Here is an 18,865-nt window from a genome sequence, read left to right as displayed (position 1 = left end):
GAAGTGCGGGGCGCATGATCGCGGCCGAGCCGACAGGAGCCCGCTGATGGCGCGTGGACGATTGCGGATCCACCTCGGGGCCGCTCCCGGGGTCGGGAAGACGTACGCCATGCTCCAGGAGGGCCAACGGCTACGCGGCCAGGGCGCCGACGTGGTCATCGGGCTGGTCGAACCGCACGGGCGGCGGCTGACGGCGGCCCTGGCCGAAGGGCTGGAGACGGTCCCCCGGCACACCCTGGTCCACCGGGGTACGGCCTTCACCGAGATGGATCTCGACGCCGTCCTGGCCCGCCGCCCCCAGGTGGCGCTGGTCGACGAGCTGGCCCACACCAACGTTCCGGGGTCACGCAACACCAAGCGCTGGCAGGACGTGGACGCACTCCTCGACGCCGGGATCGATGTCGTCACCACGCTCAACATCCAGCACCTGGAGTCGCTGAACGACGTCGTACGGCAGATCACCGGCGTCACCCAGCACGAGACGCTGCCCGATGAGGTGGCGCGCCGCGCCGACCAGATCGAGCTGGTGGACCTGCTGCCCGAGACGCTGCGCCGCCGTCTGGTGCACGGCGATGTCTATCCGCAGGACCGCGTCGAGGGAGCCCTCACCCACTACTTCCGGCTGGGCAATCTCACCGCGCTGCGCGAACTGGCCCTGCTGTGGCTCGCCGACCGTGTCGAGGAGGGGCTCCAGCGCTACCGCGCCGAACACGGCATCACCGCCCCCTGGGAGACCCGGGAGCGCATCATGGTCGGCCTGACCGGCGGCCCCGAGGGCGAGACGCTGATCCGCCGCGCCGCCCGCATCACCACCCGGACCCCCGGCAGCGAGCTGCTGGCCCTGCATGTCGTCCCCGGCAACGGGCTCGCCCAGCCCAACCGCCTGGGCGTGCTGGCCCGGCAGCGGGCGCTGGTGGAGTCGCTGGGCGGCAGCTACCACCAGACGGTCGGCGAGGACGTCCCCGAGGCGCTGCTGCGGTTCGCCGAGGACGAGAACGTCACCCAGATCGTGCTCGGCGCCAGCCGCCGAGGACGGTTCTCGCTGTTGCTGCGGGCGGGAGTGGGGCAGCGGACCATCCACCGGTCCGGGCCCATCGACGTCCACATCGTCACCCATGAGCAGGCGGCGAAGGGCCCCTCCCTCCGGCTGCCGCAGCCCGCCCGCGGCACCGGCCCGGCGCGGCTGTGGTCGGCGCTGGCCGGAGCCGCGGGGCTGCTGCCCCTGCTGACCCTGGTCCTGATCGCCCTGCGCGACCGGATGGGCCTCCCCGGCGCCCTGGTGATCTACATGCTGGCCGTCGTGCTGACCGCCCTGGTCGGCGGCGTCCTGCCCGCGCTCGTCACCGCCGTGGCGGCGGGACTGCTCGCCGACTACTACTTCACCCAGCCCCTGCGTTCGCTGGACGTCGTGCACACCATCGACGTCGTGGCGCTGGCCGTCTTCCTGGCCGCCGCGTGGCTGGTCGGCACCGCATCCGGGGCCGCCGCCCGCCGGACCGGTCAGGCCCGGCGCGCCACCTCCGAGGCCCGGGTGCTGAGCCGGCTGGCGGCCGCCATGATGCGCGGCCAGGACCTGCCCGCCCTCCTCGAACAGGTGCGCGAGAACTTCTCCCTGACCTCGGTCAGCCTGCTGGAACGCGGACCGGGCCCCGTACGCGAGCCGGAACACGCCCCTGAGCCGGAACACGCCCGCGAGCCGCGCTGGTACGTCGTCGCCAGCACCGGCGAACGGCCACCCGAGCGGCCCCACCAAGGCGACGTCGAGGTCCCCATCGGCGACCACCTCACCCTGGCCGCCTACGGCCACGGACTCAGCGGCGACGACCAGCGCATCCTCTCCGCATGCGCCACGCAGATCGGCATCGCCCACACCCATGGCGCGCTCACCCGCCACGCCGCCGAAACCGACACCCTGGCCGCCGCCGAACGCACCCGCGCCTCGCTGCTCCTCACCGCGAGCCACGATCTGCGGGCCCCGCTGCGCTCGGCCGAAGACGCCCTCGTACGCCTGCGCGACCTCCGGCCCACCGGCCCGTCCCGGGAGGCGAGCCGCCTCCTGGCCGCCGCCCGGTCAGCAGTGCGCCGCGCCGCCCAGCTCGTCACCGACCTGGACGATCTGAGCCGGCTGCACGCCGGAGCCCTGGACCTCTACCTCCGGCCGGTCGACCTCGACGAGGCACTGACCGCCGCGCTGGACGACCTCGGCACCAGCGGCCGCACCATCGCCCTCCACCTGCCGGAACAGCTCCCGTACGTGATCGCCGACGCCGCCCTGCTCACCCGAGTCCTCACCGCACTGGGAGCCGACGCACTGCGCCACAGCACCCCCGACACCCCGCCGGCCCTCACCGCCGAGGCCCGGCCGGAACGGCTCACGGTCCGGATCACCGACGGAACCACCTCGGAGCCGAACGGCTCCCGAGCCGACACCCTGCCCCTGCGGCTCTCCCGCGATCTCACCGAGGCCATGGGCGGCACCCTGGACCACACCACCGGCCCCCGCGCCTTCGCGGTCACGCTCACCTTCCCGACACACCGCCCGGGACGCTGACGCCGCCTCACCGCCGCGCGTGGCGGATCTTCAGCCGTCCGAATCCCATGGTCCCGGAGATGCGGATCCTCGGCCCGCCGGGGCCGGGGCTCTGCCGGGGCTTGTAGTGCGTGTCCTTCCACCCGGTGTGCAGATCCTCGAGGTCGACGATGGCGTCGCGCGGCACCGTGATCCTGGCCCTGCCGGTGCCGAGTTGCAGCTCGATGTCGACTACCGGATGTTCGATGACCGCCCGGGACAGGTCCAGGCGCACCCTTCCGAACGCGGACGCGACCTTGAGGACCCGGGGCACCTGCCATGCGCCGCGCCGCTTGATCCGCCCGCCGGCGGCGGCGATCGTGGACGTGGTGCCCGCGTTCTCCTCCGGGAGCGAGGCCAGAGCCGACACCAGTTCGCCGCGGGTCTTGGCGGTGAGCACCTGGTGGAGGCGTTCGTCCATGTCCTCGTGCGAGATACGCCCCTCGGCGTACGCCTCCTGCACGCGCCGCACGGCCGCGTCGCGGTCGTCCTCGCTGACCAGTAACGGCGGGTCTTCCGGCAGAGAAGTCACCGTTTCACTCTACTGGCGCCCCGGCGATACGCAGGTGGGTCGGCCGGTCCGAGATCGCGTCAGCGCTTCGTTAGCGGAGCGCTAACAGAACGGTAGCGGGCACCGGCACAGTGAGTTGCACACCGAGCGAAACATCGCCGGGAGCACTAGACCACTGATGACGAAGAAGGACTTCCCATGCTTATCAGCCGCCCCCGGGTCCGTATGTTCGCCGGTGCCAGCCTGCTGGTGACTGCCGCGATGTTCGCCACCGCTTGCCAGTCGGACGAGAAGAGCAGCGGGTCCAGTGACTCGTCCGCCTCGGCCAAGGCCACGACCGGGGCCGCGGGCGATGCCGCGGCCGACAAGGACACCGCCGGCGGCTCGTCGGCCAAGACCCCCGGTGCCAAGGACAAGGGAGCCCAGGACGGTTCCGGAGCCGACACCGGCAACGGCGAGCGCGGCAAGGTCGGGCAGGTGTGCGGGGCCAACGACATTTCCTGGAGCACCCGGGAAGAGACGCAGGCCGGTGGATACATCCTGGTCATGGCGAAGGCCAAGGCGGGGATCACCTGTGACCTGCCCGCCGCGCTGCCCACGGTGGCCTTCGGGTCGGACGGCACCGAGGCGGGTCCCGCGGAGCAGGCCGTAGGACCGGCGGTCACGCTGAGCGGGAGCACCACCGCCTATGCCGGGGTGAACCCGAAGACCACCAACGACAACAACGGCAAGGAACTGGACAGCATCATCGTCGCCGTCGGTGACAAGGACCCCAACCCGGTCTCCCTGCCGGTCAGCGCCATGACCGTCGACAGGCCCGTCGTCACCAACTGGCACACCTCCCCGGCGGACGCCGTCCCCTTCGGCGGCGGAACGGACCAGTAACCGGCCGGGCCACCCAGTCCGGTGACGGTGGTCGACGGGGAGCGCGCACGCCCGCTCTCCCCGGTCGCACACCGCGACTACGCGGTACGGCACCTTCGGTACGCGCTCGCGGGGCGTCGCCACCCTCTCACTTCGCAGTAACGACGTTAGGAGTTCGCAGATGCTTCGCAAACGGTCACGTCTGATCGCCGCCCCGATCGCGGCTGTCGCCCTGACCCTGACCATCGCCGGTTACCAGGCCAGTGCGGCCGGGTCGTCGCACTCGAGCGGCGCGGAACGGTCCGGCAAGGCCGGCGAGGCGGCGGGCCCGTGTCTGGCCGACGCCACGACGCTGGTCGGCGATCTCGACGGCGACGGCAACCCGGACAAGATCTCGAACCCCGGGCACACCGGAACCAAGATGACCATCCAGTGGGGCGCCGCGGACGGCACGTTCGGCGCGAAGCAGGCCGTCAGCAAACTTCTCGGCGCGAAGAAGGGGGAGGTCGCGACCGCCGCGGTCGCCGACTTCCAGAACGACGGCACCCTGGACATGGTCGTCAACATCGTCGAGCCGGCCGACGGGGACGACGCCTCGACCGCGCGCGTCGCGGAATACCGCCCCGGCCCCCTCGCACGGAAGAACCTGAGCTCCCCCGACGCACGGCACTCCGACATCGGCGACCAGGGCGAGGCCCAGCAGCTCCGGATCGCCAACTACGGCGACGACCCGTACCCGGACCTCGCGATCCTCAACAACCCCGGTGACGGGCAGCTCGACCGGGATGTGCGCCTGTCGACCGCGGGCAGCGGCCCGGGGGACTACGACTACGCGACACAGCAGAAGTACGGGGAGTTCGGCAGCACGGCCGAGCCGCCCGCCATGCCCGGCGACGGCTGGAAGCACTTCTACAAGTCCTGCGCCTGACCTCACCCCCGGCGCACCATCCAGGGCCAGGTCCCCATCCCGGGACCTGGCCCTGTCCCGTCCACCGATCGGTGGACGGGAAGTTCAACCGGGCACCTCTGTCGGCCAACCACCCTGGCCAGCAACGCTTTTGGCCATGAACTCATTCACTGTGCGCATGGCGCGCTGGAGCGCCCGGCACCCCTGGCGGGCCATCGTCGGCTGGCTGGTGTTCGTGGTGCTGTGTCTGGGCATCGGCAGTGCCGTCGGCACCCACAGCGCGACCACGGCCGACTACCGGGTCGGCGAGGCCGGACGGGCGGAGGCGATCGCCGCCGAGGGAGGTCTGGAGCGCAGAGCCGCCGAACAAGTGCTGATCTCTTCCCGGTCGGGACCCTTCGACCGGGACGCCGCCGAGGCCGCCGCCGGGGAGCTGACCGCCCGGATGAAGCGGCTGCCCGAGGTCGCGGGCGTCGCCGATCCGCTGCTGTCCGAGGACCGCCGGATTCTGATGGTCGAGGTGGCCCTGAAGGGCGAGGAGCGGGACGCCAAGGACAAGGTCGACGCGCTGGCCGGACAGACCGACGCCGTGGCGAAGGCGTATCCGGGGCTGCGGCTGGAGGAGACCGGGAGTCCCTCCATCAGCAAGGGAGTCGACCAGCAGCGCGGTGACGACCTGGCGCTCTCCGAGAAGATCACGCTTCCCATCACCCTGGTCACCCTGTTGGTCGTGTTCGGCTCCGTGACCATGGCGGGGGTGCCGCTGCTGCTCGCGCTGTCGTCCATCGCGGCGGCCATCGGGCTTTCGATGGTGGCCTCACACCTTTCCCCCGACGCCGGGGTCGGCACCAACGTCATCCTGATGATCGGCCTCGCGGTCGGCGTCGACTACACGCTCTTCTACCTCAAGCGGGAGCGCGAGGAGCGCGCCCGCTCGGGCGGCCGGCTCAGCTCCGAGGCGCTGGTGGATTTGGCCGCGGCGACCTCCGGCCGGGCCGTCATGATCTCCGGACTCGCGGTCGTGGCCTCCACCGCGACGCTCTATCTCGCCTCCGATGTCATCTTCTCCTCGCTCGCCACCGGCACGATCGTGGTCGTCCTGGTCGCGGTGGCCAGTTCGCTGACGGCGCTGCCCGCGATGCTCGTCAAGCTGGGAAAGCGGGAGGAGCGCGGGGCGCGGCGCCGTGCCGAGCGGGGAAAGCCCGCGCGCCGGACCCGGGACGAGGGCGGTGGCCGCGTATGGGCCGCTCTGCTGCGACCCGCGAGCCGGCACCCCCTGGCCACCCTGTGCGTCTCGGTTCTCGCCCTGCTCGCGCTCGTCACCCCGCTGGCCGGGCTGAAGATCACGGAGATGAGCCGGGACACCCACTCCCGCGACATCGCCGCCATGCGGGTGTACGACCGGCTCAACGCGGCGTTCCCGGAGCGACGGGTCACCCACCAGGTCGTCGTACGGGCCGACGCCGAGCGCTCCGGTGAGGTCGGCGGGGCGCTGCGCGAGCTGGCCCGGCGCGCCGACGCCGACCCGCTGTTCGCCGGCGCCTCGCGCGTGCGGACCTCCGCCGACCACCGGATCAGCGCGCTCGAGCTGAGGGTGCCGTACCTGGGCAACTCAGACCAGGCGTACGACTCCCTGGACCACCTGCGCGAGGACTATCTGCCCGCCACCGTCGGCCGGGTCGAGGGGGCGGAGTCCGGGGTGAGCGGGGACGTCGCCCGGTACGCCGACTATCCCGCCCACCAGAACAGCAAACTCCCGCTGGTCCTCGGGGCGTTGCTGCTGGTCACCTTCGCGATGACGACGTACGCGTTCCGCTCGGTGGTGCTGGGCCTGATCGGCGTCGTACTGAATCTGCTGTCCGCCGCGGCGGCGCTCGGACTGCTCGTCCTGGTCTTCCAGGGGAGCTGGGCCGAGGGGCTGTTGGACTTCCACTCCACGGGTTCGATTGGATCGCGCGTCCCGCTGTTCCTCTTTGTGATCCTCTTCGGGCTCTCGATGGACTACCAGGTGTTCGTGGTGAGCCGGATCCGGGAGGCCGTCCTTACGGGCGTGCCCACCCGGCAGGCCGTACTCGAGGGAATCCGCAGGTCGGCGAGTGTGGTGACAAGTGCGGCCGTGGTGATGACGACCGTCTTCGTGAGTTTCGTCTTTCTGCACATCATCGAGATGAAGCAGATCGGCTTCGTCCTCGCGGCGGCCGTGCTGCTCGATGCCTTCATCGTCCGGATCATGGTCCTGCCGTCGGCGATGCTGCTGCTCGGTGAGGCGAGCTGGTGGCCCTCGCGGACGGCGGGGCGAACGGCGGCGTCCTCGGCGCATCCGGCCGACGGACGACCGGCGGTCGACGTACGTTGATCGGTATGACCGCTCTCGCCAGCCCCCTGGCCGACGCCTTCTGGGCCACTTCGCTGCGCCGGTGGAACGCCGTGTGCTGGGGCCTGTTCGCCGCGATGGCCGTCGGGCTGGTGACCACGGCTCCGGCCGGGGGGAGCAAGTACCGGGCCATCGCGCTGCTGGGCTGCGTGGTGCTGAGCTACGCGGTGCTCGACCGCTTCCCGGGGAACCCGGTCGTACGGCCGCAGGGCTATCTCTCGGTGCTCGTGGTCGCGCTCGGCGGGCTGGCCTATCTGGGCAGCAGTTATGCGGCGCTGTTCATGGTGACGCTGCCGCACTACTGGATGTTCGGGCGCAGCCCGCGGGCCTCGATGTGGTTCCTCGGGCTGGCCACCGGTGCCACGCTGGCCGGGAGTCTGGTCCGGCAGGGCTGGTCGGCGGAGTTCTTCGGCGAGACGCTGATGTCCACCCTGATCGTGGTCGCGGTGGGCGTACTGATCGGGCTGTGGGCACATTCGGTCGTCGCGCAGAGCAGTGAACGGGCGCGGCTGATCGAGGAGTTGGAGCGGACGCAGGCACAGCTTTCCGAGGCCCATCAGCGCCAGGGCGCGGCGGACGAACGGGAACGCATCGCACGCGATATCCACGACACGCTCGCGCAGGGCTTCGCGTCGATCATCGTGCTCGCGGAGGCGGCCCAGGCGGGCATTGACCATCATCCGGCCACCAGCGCCCAGCAACTGCGGTCGATCGAGTCCACCGCCCGGGAAAACCTCGCCGAGGCCAGGGAGTTGGTCGGCTCGGCGGGGCAGCCGGGTCCGGGCCAGGTGGCGGCCGGATCGGTGGCGCGGACGCTGCGCCGTACGCTGGACCGCTTCGCCGAGGACACCGGCCTGGCGGTCGACGCCGACCTGGCAGACATCGAGTGCGACCAGCAGACCCGTATCGCGCTGCTGCGCTGCACCCAGGAGTCCCTGGCCAATGTGCGCAAACACGCCCGCGCGTCCATGGTCGGCGTGGTGCTGGCGCGGCGTCCGCACGGGGTGGAGCTGGAGATCACCGACGATGGAGCCGGGTTCCGGGTGGGGGAGTCGACGGGTTTCGGACTCGACGGCATGCGCAAGCGACTGGCGGAGCTGGGCGGGAGGCTCACGGTGACGAGTTCGGTGGGCGACGGGACACGCATCCTGGCGATGATCCCCATGGTGGGCGAGGTGGAGGCATGAGCGAGGGAGGTCTGCGCATCGTCGTGGTGGACGATCACACCGTGATGCGGGCCGGAGTGATCGCCCTGCTCGCCGCCGAGGACAGCATCGAGATCGTCGGCGAGGCGGGCGACGGACGCGCGGCACTCGGACTCGTCGAGCGGTACGACCCCGATGTGGCCCTGGTCGATCTGCGGATGCCGGTACTCGACGGGGTGGCGACGACGACCGAGATCGTCGCCCGGTATCCGCGTACCCGGGTGCTGATCCTGACGACGTACGACACCGATACGGAGATCGAGCGCGGGGTGGAGGCCGGTGCCATCGGCTATCTGCTCAAGGACACCACCCGTGAGCAACTCGTCGACGCCATCCACGCGGCGGCCCGGGGCGAGACGGTGCTCGCCCCCCGGGTCGCCGAGAAGCTGGTCGCGCGGATGCGGCGGCCCGTTCAGGAGCCGCTGACCGACCGCGAGACCGAGGTCCTGGGCGCCGTGGCGGACGGTCTCACCAACGCCGAGATCGGACGACGCCTCGTGATCGCCGAGGCCACGGTGAAGACGCATCTGCTGCGGCTGTTCGCCAAGCTCGATGTGAACGACCGGACGAGGGCGGTGGTGGTGGCCATGGAGCGGGGGCTTCTGCGGCGGCCTTAGGGGCGTATGACGCGGCCGTCCTCGTTCCATCGCGGCCCCCGCCCATCGCGGCCCCCCGCGGCAGCGGGCCCCTCACCGCTCGTCGGGCGCCGCCTCGGGGATGCGCTTCCGGTAGTGGATCCGGTCGTACGCGCCGTCCTGGCGGCGCTCGGTCACCTCGTACCCGTACCTCGGGTAGATCTCCTGGTTCTCCCGCATGAGGGCGTTGGTGTAGAGCCGGATCTCCGGGAGGCCGAGGGCGCGGGCGTGCAGCTCGGCGAAGGCGAGCAGCCGTCTGCCCACGCCCTGCCGGTGCGCGTCCGGGTCCACGGCGATGCTCTCCAGGACGAGATGGCCGGGCTCGGCCACCAGGACCAGCACCCCCACCACGACCGGGTCGCCGGTGACGAAGACGCGCCCCGCCGCGATATCGGCCGCGTGGTCCGCGTCCATCGGCGCGGGGCGGACGCCGATCCGGGCGATGTAGGGGCGGTATGCCGCGTCGGTGACGGCCCTTACCGCGTCAACGTCGGGCGGGGTCGCGGGGCGGACATGGCTGTGGTTGTCCATGCCACACAGTTTGGCGCATGGCTCAGCCCGGCTGGGCCCGGGTGCCGCGTCGGGTCTGGGCCACCCACTCCGGCGCGGGCTCGGCGTCGTCGTACGCGTCGTGCCAGTTCCACCATGCGTACGGCGGGGTTTGCGGGTAGTCCTTCGGCGAGTCCTCCCACTCCTCCTGCCGCCCGAGCGCCGTCATGTCGAGGTAGCTCCAGGTGCTCCCCAGCGCCTCGTCACCGCGGGCGTTGATGAAGTAGGTGCGGAATACGCGGTCGCCATCGCGGATGAACGCGTTCGTGCCGTGCCACTCGTCCACACCGAAGTCGGCGTCGAAGTCGTCGGTGATCGTGTACCAGGGCATCGTCCAGCCCATCCGCGCCTTCACCTGCTCGATCTCCGGCTGCGGCGCGCGCGAGGCGAAGACGAGGGTGGTGCCGCGGGCGTTGAGATGGGCGAGGTGGCCCACATGGTCGGCGACCATGGAGCAGCCGCGGCAGGCGTGGTCGGGCCAGCCGTAGACGACGGGCTCGAAGAAGGCGCGGTAGACGATCAGTTGGCGACGGCCCTGGAACAGGTCGAGCAGACTCACCCTGCCCTCGGGACCCTCGAACGCGTACTCCTTCTCCACCGCCAGCCACGGCATCCGCCGACGCTTGGCGGCCAGTGCGTCACGGGCGCGGGTCAGCTCCTTCTCCTCCCCGAGCAGCCGCCGGCGCGCGGCCTCCCACTCCTGCGGCGAAACGACCGGGGGTGTCTTCATCGTGACGTCCACCTTCCAGTTCGAATCCGGGCTCCTGCGCGGGGCGCGTCCACCCTCCAGGGTCGGCCGTCACCGGCGAGTGCGCACGCCGGGTACACCGAGAATCAAACATGTGATCGATATCGGTCGAGCGCATGACTCCCGGTGCTCATAGCAAAGCCCCAGGCCGGCGGCCCGGGGCTGCTTTGCTGCCGGTTGTCTACGTGCCGGTGGCTACTTGCCGGTGCCGACGGGGTCCACCTTGATCGCGGAGCCGGAGCCGTCGGTGACGGGGACGTTGATGCTGACGGGCAGGGAGTGCGAGTGGGTCTCGTTGGGCGGGGTGACGACGAGCGTGGTGAAGGTCTCGCCGGAGCCGCCGGAGTTGTTCGGCGGGTAGTAGAGCGTGAAGCGGGTCTCCTCGCCCGGCTTGACGCTCGTCTTCGGCGCCGCGAGGTCGCTGCGCTCGGCGCTCAGGGTGCCGTTCTTGCTCTTCAGGTCGACGCCCGGGAAGCCCTGGAGCGTGCAGGTGGCCGACCCGTTGTTCTTGAGGTCGACGATCAGGGTGCCCTCACCCATGCCGTGGGTGCTGCGGAACCCGAGCTGCGAGGTCGCGCAGGCATCGGAACCGGCGTTGCCGCCACCACCGGAGCCCGAGGAACCCGAACCGGAGGAACCGGACGAACCCGAGTCGGAGGAGTCCGAACCGCCGGAACTGGACGAGGCTGCGGAGGACGAGTCCCCGCCGGCATCCGCGTTGTCCTGGCACGCGGTCAGACCGAACGCGGCCACGGCGACGACGGCGGCGGCGGCGACCTTGCGTGCGTGACGAGTGGTGATGCGGTGCGACATGAGCCCCTCAGTTGTCGTGAGCGTTGGCCCCGTCCCCCGGGGCCATGACAACAAGTCTGTCCGCTCCCGCTGACGATCAACTAACGCCCTGTTAACAGGCTTGCAACGCTGTGACCTCGCATTTTGCCGCTCTGACCGCTATGCGGTGTTGTGCCCTCCGTTTGTGGTCAACGGCCACGAGCCCCAAGGGCGGCGCCACCGGCATCTGCTTCCGGGCGGCCCCGCAAGGTTTCCGCAAGGGGTCGGCAAGCCTTCTGTCCGCCGGGCCGGGCAGAGGACGGACGCGAGACCCACGAAAGTCCATGCCCGAATTCCGGATGCGAGATCAACGGGGGGCGCCATGTCGGCGTTCAGCACGATCGCAGAGTCTTCGTCGGACGAGCCACGCCAGTGGCTCACACTGGTGGAACGCAAGAAGGTACTGGCCGTCGTCCACACCGTCACCTACGCCAAGCGACTTCTCGATGTCCTGTCGCTGCTGGAGGCCGACTTCCGGCTCCAGGTGGTGTTCACCACGCCACCCCATGTCTTCGGGGACGAAGTACCGCGTTTCCTCCAACAGCTCGGAAGCCCCGTACTTCCCTGGGCAGAGGCCACCCGCATGACGTTCGACCTCGCGGTGGCGGCAGGCCCGCGTGGGGTGGAGCAGGTGCAGGCGCCCCTGATCACGATGCCGCACGGCGCCAACTACCTCAAACGCCTGCCCGGGATGTCGGACCCGGGCGTGGCGGGGCTCCGCAGGCGGGACCTCATGCCCGGCGGCAAGCCGCCGGCCGCCGTGGTCGTACCGCACCACGCCGACCTGCGAGAGCTGGGCCGTCATTGCCCCGAGGCGCTTGAGCTGGCGCATGTGGTCGGCGACCCCGCGCACGACCGGATCACCGCGAGCCTGCCGCGGCGCACCGCGTATCGCCGTGCGCTGGGTCTCGCGGACGGGGAGCGGCTGGTGCTCGCCGTCTCCACCTGGGGTCCGAACTCGTTCTTCGGCCGTTTCGAGATGTTGCTGCCCCGCATGGTCGGGGAGCTTCCCTCCGGACGGTTCCGTACGGCCATCCTTGTCCACCCCAACGTGTGGTCGGGCCATGGGCCGTGGCAGGTCAGGACGTGGTTGGCGTGGTGCGGTCGGCTGGGGGTCAGTGTGGTGCCGCCGGAGGCCGACTGGCGCAGCGTCCTGATCGCCGCCGACTACATCGTCGGCGACCATGGCTCGGTCACCCTCTACGGAACGCTCACCGGGGTGCCGATCCTTCTGACCGGGTCCCCGGAGCCGGAAATCAACCCGGGCTCTCCGGCCGCCACGCTCGCCGTCACCGCGCCGGCGCTGTCCCCGGCTCATCCGCTCCCCGAGCAACTCGACTACGCCGCCGCCGAATACCGCCCGGAGGAGTACGCCGCCATCGCCGGGCGCATCACCTCCGAACCCGGCCGCTTCCATCGCAATATGCGGCGGCTGATGTACCGGCTGATGGGATTGGGCCAGCCCGCCCATGAACCGCGGGTGATACCGCTCCCGGAGCCGCCGACACTGCGAACGTGGTCCTCCGATCGTGGGGAGGCATCGGCATGAGCCGTCCGGCCGGGTGTTTCGTCACCGTGGAGTGGTGGGAGGAGACTCCACCGGATCCAGCGCCGACGCCGTCCGTATGCCTGTGGACGGGCCGGGCGGCGGGCGGAGGCGTCCTGCTGGCCCGTACCGGTCTCGCGGGCACCCGCGTGGCCCGTACCGGTCTCGCGGGCACCCGCCGGGCGACCGTCCTCGACGAGCACCTGACGGTGGACGCCGATGCCTGCGCCGACGCACGCGGGCTGGACTGCGCCGATGTGCTGCGTGGCAGCCGCCCGCGGTCGGTCGCCGAGGCGGTGCGGTGGCTGGCGGAGGTCGGACCCGCCGGACCGGGGTGCCGCCTGGCCGCCGTACCGCTGACCGGTGGCGGCTGGGTGGCGCGCGGCGGTACCGACCCGGACGTGGTGGCCCTGCCCTGCCGAGTACCACCGGAGCACTGGCTCTTCGTGTCCTGCCTGCACGCCTGGCTGGTGGCGGGGCTCCCGCTGAGCGGAATGTTGGCGGCCCGCCCGCGGATCACCTACCGCTCGGCGATTCCCTGAGCCGACGCGCGTCGGCGGGGCTGGTGACCTCGAACAGCGCAAGCGCCCGGGCGCGGAAGTCCCGTGCCGCCGTCTCCTCGCCGCGTTCCCGGGCGCTGTCTCCGAGCATCTCGAGGGTACGGGCCTGCCAGTGCGCGGCCCCGGACGAGGTGAACACCGCGAGGGCCTCTTCCATCGCCGTCACACCCGCCTCGTGTTCACCGGCACGCGCACGGGCACGCCCCGAAAAGACCAGGGCGCGCGCCGCGTCATGGGGGTCGTCGACGGCCAGCAGACCGGCGCGCGCGTGCGTGAAGTACTCGACGGCCCGGCCGGTGTCGTCCTGGGCGAGTGCGATCTCCCCGAGGACGATCCCGGCCAGGGCCACACCGCGTGGGTAGCCGCACGCCTCCCACAGGGTGATGGCCTGGTGGAGATGGTCCACGGCGGCCACCATCCGCCCGGCCTCGCGGTGGCAGCCGCCGAGGCCCAGCAACGCCTGTCCCTCGTCCCGTACATCGCCCGCCTCGCGCGCCGCCCGGCGGGACTCCTCGTACCACTCGGCCGCGTCGTCGACACGGCCGGCGGCGCCGAGGCCGATGGCGCCGGAGTTGAGCATCTGGCGCTCGGCCTCGGCGTTACCGTCTCTTCGGGCCGCTGCCAGCCCGATCTCATGAGCCTCGATCCACAGATCGTAGTAGCGCAGCCGAAGGAAGACCGGCCACATGGCGTCCACGAGCTGCCAGGTCATCGCATGCCACTCGGCTGCCGCGGCGGCGCGTATCACCGCCATGAGGTTCATCCGGTGGGCATCCAGCCAGGCGAGCGCGCCCGGATCGTCGGTGAAGGGGATGGGGAGCCCGGAGGGGTGGGCCACGTCCCTGTCGAGGGTGAACTGCGCGGGTGTGATCAGCTTCTCCGCTTCGGTGGCCGTCTCCAGATACCAGTCGCAGACCCGCCGCAGTGCCTCCGCACGCGTCGTGGCGCTCTCCTCCGCGATCGCCCGGCCGTGGGCGTGGACGCGCACCAGGTCGTGGTGGCGGCAGATGCCCGGGCCGATGTCCTCCATCAGGTTGGCCTCGACGAGCTCGTCCAGCCGGGACTCCGCCCACGCGAGGGAGGCGGCGCAGGCCGCGGCGGCGCTTCTCGCGTCGAAGGTCCGCAAGGGCAGTGGGCCGAGCCTGCGGTAGAGGAGGGCGGCGCCCTCGGTGAGTACGGCGTACGAGGCGTCCAGAGCGTTGCTCACCGTGGTCTCCCCTTCCACTTGCAGCGCGGCCAGCCGCTCGGTGTCCCGGGTCAGGGCATCGGCCAGTGTCTTCACGGACTGTCGCGGCCTCGACGCCAGGCGCGCGGAGGCAAGGCAGACGGCAAGGGGCAATCCCGCACACAGCGCGACGACCTGGCGCGCCGCCTGCGGCTCGTTCGCGACGCGGTCGTCGCCGATCGCACGGCTGAGCAGCTCGGCCCCGGCGGCCGGTTCCAGCGCCTCGAGTTGGTGCATCGCCGCTCCGTCCATGCGCAGGCCGGTCAGCCGGCGGCGGCTGGTGACCACGGTGAGGCCACCCGGGCCCGCGTGCAGCAGCGGACGGACCTGGGCAGCGGTGAACGCGTTGTCCAGGACTACCGCGATCCGGGCATCAGCGGTCCAAGACCGCCACAGCGACGCCTTTTCGGCCATATCGGCGGGCACCGAGCCGGCACCGAGCGCCCGCAGGAACTGGCTCAGAATCTCGCCAGGGCCCGCGGGGCCCTCGGTGGAATGCCCCCGCAGGTCGGCGTAGAGCTGTCCGTCGGGGAACTCGGGCGCGAGCGAGTGCAGCCAGTCGCACACCAAGGTCGTCTTGCCGATCCCGGCCGGGCCGCTGACCACGATCAGCGAGCGGGCCGGGCCGCCGTGCCCACCGCCGGTCAACAGTCCATCGAGCGCCGCCAGGTCGTCCCCACGGCCGGTGAAGTGGGCGGGGACCGGCAGGAGCTGCCGGGGTGGCGGCACCGCGGTGGCCGCTCCCGTGTGCACGTGAATGCCGCCGTGAATGTCGCGCGCCTGTACCGCGGGACCGAGAATCCGGGCCTGGCCGCCGATCAGGTTCTCGTGGGCATCCCCGGGTGCCTGGCCCATCCGTCTGCCCCCCGGTCAGTCGGTTGCCGTTTGTGTGGATCAGCCCGGTTCTACCCTCGAGGGGGCTTCGACGATGCACCCGGGAACGCCCGATGACGTGATTCGGCCAGTGCGCCGCCAACGGCGTATGGCGGCTCTCGATGCCCTCATGCCATGCTCGCTGAAAAGGACAGACCAGCGGGAGGACGCTGGTGGACATCCATTTACTCGGGCCGGTGGAGCTTCGGCTGGAGGGCCGGCAACTGAAGCTCGGTTCGGACAAGGAACGGGCTCTGCTGGCCGCGCTGGCGCTGGAAGTCGGCCGCCCCGTCTCCATGAACTCGCTCCTGGAGCGGCTCTGGGACGGTAAGGCTCCACCACGCGCCCGCGAGAACACCCACACGTACATCTCACGGGTGCGTAAGCATCTCCGCCTCGCCGGCACCGGGCCGGGCTCCCCGCACATCACCAGCCGGGCCCACACCTACGTGCTGAACACCGACCCCGACTCGGTGGACCTGAACCGCTTCCAACGCCTCACCGAGCTGGCCGGAGCGGTGGCGACAAGCGGCGAGGACGAACGCGTCGTGGACCTCCTCACTCGCGCCGAACACCTCTGGCAGGGGGAGGCCCTCGCCGGGCTCCCCGGCACCTGGGCCGAAACCGTACGCAGCACGCTCGCCGAGCGCCGTCTCCAGGCGGCCATTTCCCGCATCGCGGCTCTGCACCGGCTCGGCCGTTTCGCCGACTCGATCGGGGAGCTGTCGGCGATGGTGCGCCACCACCCGGAGGACGAGACGCTGGCAGGACAGTTGATGCTGGCGTACTACGGCAGCGGCCGGTACACGGACGCCTTACGGGTGCATCAGCGGGCCCGCCGACTGCTGATGTCGGAATTCGGCTCCCGGCCGGGGGACGAACTGGACCGAATACACCGCGGCGTCCTCGACCGGACACCCGTGGACCGGCTCCTGCGGACCGCCGCCCCCGCGGCGTCCTCCGGGCCTTCTCCCGGAGGGCATTCCTCCGCGCAGCCTCCGCCGCGCAATCTGCCGTACCAACCCCCGCTCATCGGCAGGCGCTCCGAGCTCGACGTCTTGATGGCGTCCATCGACACGGAGCCGGGCGAAGGGGCCGTGCTGACGCTGGAAACGGTCAGTGGCATGGCGGGGGTCGGCAAGACGGCGGTCGCCGTGGACACGGCCAGGACGCTGGCTCCTCGATTCCCCGCCGGTCAGGTCTTCGTGGACCTGCGGGGCCACTCCCCCTCCCAGGAACCGCTGAGTCCCGGCGCGGCCCTCGCCATGCTCCTGCGGCTGTTCGGCGCGCCCGCCGATTCGATCCCCGTCCGGCTGGACGAGTTGATCGCCCTGTGGCGGACCACCATCGCCGACCGCCGGGCCGTGATCGTGCTGGACGACGCGGCGGGGCCCGATCAGGTCGCACCGCTGCTGCCCGGCAATTCGCCATGCCTGACCATCGTCACCAGCCGTCGGCATCTGACGGGGCTTCCGCATGCGGTGCCGCTTGCCCTGGATGTGCTGCCGACCGATGACGCGATCACCCTTTTCCGGAGTTTCGCGGGTGCGGCACGGACCCAGGACATCACGGAGACCGCCCGTATCGTGCGCCTATGCGGCTATTTGCCGCTTGCCATCGAATTGGTGGCCAACCGCTTCCGCTCCCGCCCCTCTTGGAGCCTGACCACCCTGGGCGAGCGCCTGGCGCGCAGCCCCGGCCCCCTCGGCGAGATCCGCAACGCGGATCAGGAGATTCTGCGCGCCTTCGCCCTTTCCTACCGGACCCTCGACGCCACCCAGCGCACCACGTTCCGGCGCCTGGGGCTGCATCCGGGGCCCGACTTCACAACCGAATCGGCCGCCGCGCTGCTCGACCTTCCCGCCGAGGATACCGAACGGCTGATCGAATCCCTGCTGGAGTGCCACCTCCTCCGGGAACCGGCGCCCGAGCGGTACCGGTTTCATGACCTGCTGGGCGAATACGCCCGGATGCTCGCCCTTTCGGAAGACAGCGCGCGGGAGCGCGAGCAGGCCCTGGAACGGCTCATCGCCTCCTACCTTCGGACCGCGGAGGAGGCCGACCGGGTGGCGTACCCGCGGAGGATCCGGCTCGCGCCGGAGAACGCGCAGGAGCCTTTGGCCCTCTCCCGGATGCGCAACGCCCATGAGGCGCGCGCCTGGTTCGCCGCCGAGCACGGCAACCTCCTGGCCGTCGAACGCCACGCCCGCACCCACGACTCCCGGCCGTCCGCGGCCCGGCTCGCCCACGCCTTGGCGGGATTCCTGGAGTCCGAGTGCCACTGGCAGGACGCCATCGACATCCTCCAGCACGCCGCCGACCACTGGTCACACACCGGCGACCAACCGGCCCAGTGCCACGCCCTGCTCTGCCTCAGCTCCAACCACGCCAACACGGGCCGCTATGCGCGGGCCGTGGAGGCGGGCGAGCGGGCACTGGAGATCGCGCGGGCGATCGGGGACCGGGAGGCGGAGTGGGAGGCGTACCGGAGCCTTGGGGTGATTCATTGGCATATAGGTGAGAACGAGACCGCGGTGGTGATGCACCAGAGAGCATTCGCGATCGGCATCGCGACCGGCAACGTCCTGAATCAGGCCAGAGCTCGAAACAACACCGCGATATCCCTTCTCGCCCTCGGGGAACTGGAGCGCGCACTGGACCACTTCCAGAACGCGATATCCGGTTTCCGGTCCGCAGGGGATGAGGCCGGGGTTATTAGAACACTCAACAACGTAGGCGACCTCTACACACACCGAGGCGACTACACACAGGCCCGGAAGGCTTTCGAGGAATTACTTCCCCTGACGGAGTCCACCGGAAATGCCTACACCCAGGCGATGGTGCGTACCAATTTGGCCGCGAGTCTTGCCGAAACCGGCGAAATCGACCGGGCACTGGCGCTTCACCATCGGGCATTGACGGAATTTCGCATGCTCGGGGACAGAAAAAGCCAGGCGACAGCGTACAACGGTCTCGGGGAAGCGTACTTCAAGGAGGGCTCTGTTGACGCATCCATCGAGAACCACCTGAAGGCCCTGGACATCGCCCGCGACATCGGAACAACCCAGGAAGTCACGCGCGCCCTGCGCGGGCTGGGCCAAAGCGAACTCGCCAGCGGCCGACTCGAGGCCGCGGCCGAGCACCTGGAAGCGGCCATAGCCGCCGCGAACAGGGCCAACGCCCGCGACGAGGAAGCCAAGGCACAAGCGATCCTCGCCGAGGTACGCGCGACAGCAGGCGACGCCATGGAAGCCAGGGAGCTGCTGCGGCGGGCGATTTCCACGCTACGCGGGCTGAACGATCGAGAAGCGAACAGATTGCACAAACTCCTGACCAGAATCGATCACGGAGAAACAGAATTTTAAACTGGTCGGTAAGTTAACCTCCGGTAGCCCTTAGACTGACGACCGAACACTTGCTCCCCGCTCTTCTGTTTGATCTTGCGGGGCGACAGGTCTAATATCCTCG

The 18,865-nt window shown here is 70.7% G+C and carries 14 protein-coding genes; 9 read left to right on the top strand and 5 right to left on the bottom strand.

From position 1 onward, the window contains the following. Positions 1 to 46 precede the first annotated feature (46 nt). Entirely contained in the window at positions 47 to 2,551 is a 2,505-nt protein-coding gene (locus KN815_RS06000) for a sensor histidine kinase (RefSeq protein WP_216340699.1), read from the top strand. A 7-nt stretch (positions 2,552 to 2,558) separates the two neighbouring features. Here KN815_RS06000 and KN815_RS05995 read toward each other — a convergent pair whose 3' ends face one another. Next, the gene (locus KN815_RS05995; protein WP_216340698.1) at positions 2,559 to 3,101 is read right to left on the bottom strand and encodes a DUF1707 SHOCT-like domain-containing protein; all 543 of its coding nucleotides are present in this window, start codon (positions 3,099 to 3,101) and stop codon (positions 2,559 to 2,561) included. 177 nt (positions 3,102 to 3,278) lie between these two features. Between KN815_RS05995 and KN815_RS05990 the strand changes: the two genes are divergently transcribed. From KN815_RS05990 to KN815_RS05970, 5 genes are all read left to right on the top strand, one after another. After that, positions 3,279 to 3,965, top strand: a complete 687-nt coding sequence (locus KN815_RS05990) for a DUF4232 domain-containing protein (RefSeq protein ID WP_216340697.1) — start codon at positions 3,279 to 3,281, stop codon at positions 3,963 to 3,965. 160 nt (positions 3,966 to 4,125) lie between these two features. Next, entirely contained in the window at positions 4,126 to 4,872 is a 747-nt protein-coding gene (locus tag KN815_RS05985; RefSeq protein WP_216340696.1) for an FG-GAP repeat domain-containing protein, read from the top strand. 136 nt (positions 4,873 to 5,008) lie between these two features. Beyond that, positions 5,009 to 7,207, top strand: a complete 2,199-nt coding sequence (locus KN815_RS05980; protein WP_216340695.1) for an MMPL family transporter — start codon at positions 5,009 to 5,011, stop codon at positions 7,205 to 7,207. A 5-nt stretch (positions 7,208 to 7,212) separates the two neighbouring features. After that, entirely contained in the window at positions 7,213 to 8,412 is a 1,200-nt protein-coding gene (locus tag KN815_RS05975) for a sensor histidine kinase (RefSeq protein ID WP_216340694.1), read from the top strand. Beyond that, entirely contained in the window at positions 8,409 to 9,047 is a 639-nt protein-coding gene (locus KN815_RS05970) for a response regulator (RefSeq protein ID WP_216340693.1), read from the top strand. Before KN815_RS05975 ends, KN815_RS05970 begins: the two co-directional genes overlap by 4 nt. 72 nt (positions 9,048 to 9,119) lie before the next feature. Here the strand turns inward: KN815_RS05970 and KN815_RS05965 are convergent, their stop codons facing one another. The 3 genes from KN815_RS05965 to KN815_RS05955 form a co-directional block, all read right to left on the bottom strand. Continuing rightward, on the bottom strand, positions 9,120 to 9,596 hold the full coding sequence (locus KN815_RS05965; RefSeq protein ID WP_216340692.1) for a GNAT family N-acetyltransferase: 477 nt from the start codon (positions 9,594 to 9,596) through the stop codon (positions 9,120 to 9,122). Positions 9,597 to 9,618: 22 nt separating this feature from the next. Next, a complete protein-coding gene (locus KN815_RS05960; RefSeq protein ID WP_216340691.1) occupies positions 9,619 to 10,344 on the bottom strand; it encodes a DUF899 domain-containing protein in 726 nt (241 codons plus the stop codon). Positions 10,345 to 10,557: 213 nt separating this feature from the next. Then, positions 10,558 to 11,175 carry a DUF4232 domain-containing protein gene (locus KN815_RS05955; RefSeq protein WP_216340690.1) on the bottom strand — a complete coding sequence of 206 codons (618 nt, stop codon included), beginning with the start codon at positions 11,173 to 11,175 and terminating at the stop codon, positions 10,558 to 10,560. Between the two features lie 403 nt (positions 11,176 to 11,578). Between KN815_RS05955 and KN815_RS05950 the strand changes: the two genes are divergently transcribed. Then, positions 11,579 to 12,742 (top strand): hypothetical protein, encoded by a 1,164-nt coding sequence (locus KN815_RS05950; protein ID WP_216340689.1) that lies wholly within the window; start codon positions 11,579 to 11,581, stop codon positions 12,740 to 12,742. Further along, positions 12,739 to 13,281: a hypothetical protein gene (locus KN815_RS05945; RefSeq protein ID WP_216340688.1), complete on the top strand. Its 543-nt coding sequence runs from the start codon at positions 12,739 to 12,741 to the stop codon at positions 13,279 to 13,281. The genes KN815_RS05950 and KN815_RS05945 overlap by 4 nt, the downstream gene beginning before the upstream one ends. Here the strand turns inward: KN815_RS05945 and KN815_RS05940 are convergent. Continuing rightward, positions 13,256 to 15,379 carry an AAA family ATPase gene (locus KN815_RS05940; protein ID WP_216340687.1) on the bottom strand — a complete coding sequence of 708 codons (2,124 nt, stop codon included), beginning with the start codon at positions 15,377 to 15,379 and terminating at the stop codon, positions 13,256 to 13,258. The two genes, KN815_RS05945 and KN815_RS05940, sit on opposite strands and share 26 nt — an antisense overlap. Before the next feature lie 191 nt (positions 15,380 to 15,570). Between KN815_RS05940 and KN815_RS05935 the strand changes: the two genes are divergently transcribed. After that, positions 15,571 to 18,762 carry an AfsR/SARP family transcriptional regulator gene (locus KN815_RS05935; RefSeq protein ID WP_253208789.1) on the top strand — a complete coding sequence of 1,064 codons (3,192 nt, stop codon included), beginning with the start codon at positions 15,571 to 15,573 and terminating at the stop codon, positions 18,760 to 18,762. Positions 18,763 to 18,865: the final 103 nt, after the last annotated feature.

Source organism: Streptomyces niphimycinicus (genome assembly GCF_018883605.1).
Lineage (GTDB): Bacteria > Actinomycetota > Actinomycetes > Streptomycetales > Streptomycetaceae > Streptomyces > Streptomyces niphimycinicus.
Note: the sequence above shows the minus strand (reverse complement) of the source record. Positions and strands in the feature narration are given on the sequence as shown.